This is a genomic window from Halolactibacillus alkaliphilus (assembly GCF_900115465.1).
GTDB classification, from domain to species: Bacteria; Bacillota; Bacilli; order Bacillales; family Amphibacillaceae; genus Halolactibacillus; species Halolactibacillus alkaliphilus.
Map to the genome: position 1 here is coordinate 1 of NZ_FOWN01000061.1, position 3017 is coordinate 3017.

The 3017-nt window shown below is 37.5% G+C and carries 3 protein-coding genes; 1 reads left to right on the top strand and 2 read right to left on the bottom strand.

Translation table 11 applies throughout. From position 1 onward, the window contains the following. Nucleotides 1-228: hypothetical protein (locus tag BM163_RS13935; protein ID WP_143088247.1), on the bottom strand; the 228-nt coding region annotated here is incomplete at its 3' end. Next, entirely contained in the window at nt 192-1535 is a 1344-nt protein-coding gene (istA, locus tag BM163_RS13540) for an IS21 family transposase (protein ID WP_089803698.1), read from the bottom strand. The genes istA and BM163_RS13935, both read right to left, overlap by 37 nt. Before the next feature lie 338 nt (nt 1536-1873). Between istA and BM163_RS13545 the strand changes: the two genes are divergently transcribed. Further along, the gene (locus BM163_RS13545; RefSeq protein WP_170243758.1) at nt 1874-2797 is read left to right on the top strand and encodes a Wzz/FepE/Etk N-terminal domain-containing protein; all 924 of its coding nucleotides are present in this window, start codon (nt 1874-1876) and stop codon (nt 2795-2797) included. Nucleotides 2798-3017 lie beyond the last annotated feature (220 nt).

Below are 3017 nucleotides of genomic sequence, written 5' to 3' on the forward strand. Positions count from 1 at the left end.
CCGAATACTCGGAGAGGTGACCAAAAAGCACCAAGAGATATATGAAGCTCTGGATATCCCAATTCCCTCGTTATAAATTATCGGGAATCCAGGATATACACGGTAAGTTGTTGATTCTTTCGTTACCTGAAAAGCGACGGTTGATTTCATTTGTGTTTTTTGGTGAGGTATCCGAGACTGCGAGTCACGCTTTAAAGTGACTGGCACAATATCTTGTTTATCAGACATAAAATAGTCCTCCATTCAATAAAGTTAACTTTATTATAAATGGAGGATTCAATATGGGGGATATACCCGTTCAATTGGCGTTTACTTTGTTTTGGCGTAGGATCTAAAAAATAGCGGTGATGATCGGGCATATGGTCTGGATTGGTTGAATATTGTCCGGGTTCGCCATGCAACTGTTTATGTGATGCTATTCTTGCCTCTTTAAAGTATACTTCTAGTACATCCTTAGATAGACGAACGTCAACGTCACTTTGGATATATTCATAGGGAGTGGAGTAATACATGCGATCAATTTGAATGTGGTAGTTTGATTGAACTCTCGCTATTCTCCACTCCGATAATTTTAGACGTGGCGGGCGTAATGGAATAAGATAACCGCATTCCTCTTCATCAAAGACAATTTTTCGTGACCCTGGTCGTTTTTGAAACGGCTCTTGATTAATGTCGTCTAATCGTAAGCGTATTTGATCGTTCAGTTCAGCTAAACTAAAGCACTGATAGTTTCTTAACGCAGCGATAATCTGACGTGATATAAAGCCAACAGCGCCTTCGACAGATGGTTTATCTTTAGGTTTTCGGGCACGTCCAGGAACAATGCTTGTCTGGTAATAGTCAGCTAGTTCCCGGTAGGACTCATTCAAAATTGGCTCGCCCTTTACCGGTTTTATCACACCCGTTTTCAAATTATCAGGGACAAGTGATTCGGCAACACCTCCAAAGTATTCAAAAGCGTGAATATGAGCCGTTAACCAGTTGCTTGATTTCATATCTAGAAATCCTTCGACATAACTGTACTGACTGTAGGAAAATGTCGCGACAAAAATATACACAGGCATATCACCGCCATTTTCGCGATCCTTAAGAGACAGCGTTGATCCAGCCCAATCCACTTCTAGTATTTGACCTGGTTTACGTTTAATTGGCATTGTCGCTTTGTGTTTCCTTACGTATAGATTGTATTTCTCAGTGAACGATCGATACGCATAAGGTAGCTTACCACTATTTTGAGCCTCGTCACTGTACTCTGTGTGCAGTAATTTTAATGTGATATTCTTCTTTTGAAGCTCCTTATGAACTTTCTCCCAACCTGGCGGATAATATCCTTTTTTAACGGCTTGCTTTTCTGGATATAACTTTTTAGCCAACCATGGATTCGTCATATCATCCGTTAACTTACTCACACCAGCCTTTTTAGCGCGAGTGATGACATCGGATACCGTGTTTCTTGAGCTACCTACACTCGTACTGATCGTTCTTTGAGACACAGACTTGAAGTGTAGGTCTAATATCTGTCGATATTTAACCACGAAAAAAAACTCCTGTTTATAATGTCGTACCGTTAGGTACGCAAGCTCATTATACAGAAGATTTTGTCTTTATATATCATATTAAGTTGGTGTGGCTCTCTTCTTTGCATTCAGTGGCTCAGTTCTCCGCCCAAGTGGCTCTATTTGAATGCCGTATTCAATAAAAAGAGCAATTATGAAATTGATTCAAGCTTGAAACATTTGCAAAGAGATGATTATCATAGTTAATTCCTCAAAAAGGGTTGACTAATTAATCGAAATTCGATACTTTTAAAGGTGTTGTGCCGATTTTTTTGAAGTATGAATAATTAAATAATTTGTAGACGATGGAGGATATTATGGAAGATGAAATCAGTTTAAAAGAATTGCTTCAAGCAATATTAAAAGGGAAAGTCTTAATAGGCATTATTACAGCTATAGCTGTTTTGATTGCTGCGGGGTATAGCTACCTCATTGTAGATCCAGTATATGAAGGTAGAACAATTATTGGTTTTAATAAAGTGTCAACAGCGCCAGAGAATGTTCAACCATTGATTGATGAATTAACAACCATTCAAAATTTTGAAAATGTATTGACGTCCCCAGAAAGTATTGTACCCGTGATTGAAAAGCTAACGATCAATCGTACATACAACGGGTTAGCTAATCAAATTGAGTTCTCTCGACTTAACGAGGGAGAAGATCATCTAGAAATTAAATTCGTGTCATCTGATCAAACAGAAATTGAATCGATTCTGTCAGAACTTGTCATACAGACCAAAATACAATTAGATAAGGCATTGAGTAATCGGTTTGACTTATTAACTGATGAATATGAGAAACAAATGCTTGAAGAAGAAGAAAATATTGATCAAGCTGTCGATCTTTTTAATGATTTAAATGCACATGAAAAGTTACCAACTTTAATGTTAGTTAATGAGAACACATCGGGTAACCAGTATTTATTAGATGTAAGCGAAACTTATTTGGAAGAATTCCGACTATTAGATAAAACATTACAAGCTGAATATAACAAAGCACTTGATAAAATTGATAAGCACACTGAGCTTTATAACTTTTACAGCGGTAAATTAGACGAAGTGAATAGTGTAAAGGATATGAACATCATTGATGTGAAAGTGAATACCGTTACGGCACCAAGAGCGACGAGTGATCCGATTTCTTCAAATAAATTGTTGAACATTGCTATTGGTCTAGTATTAGGGCTAATGATGGGCGTTTTTGTCGTATTATTCAAAAATTATTGGAATGATGAGGCTTGAGTGTCATCAGTATAATTCTGTGATTTGATTGTCGAGCTATCACTTACTCAGATACGACGTATGTTTCGGCTGTTTTAAAGGGTTCTTTGTCAAATGTGGTGGTACCTAAAACACCACTCATTTAGTCAATTATTGTCGAGGTAGTATCCGCCATCCTTGACTTCAATAACGACCATGATGAGTTTTCTTGTGCCGGATGGTTATTTTAATGCCTTTGAGG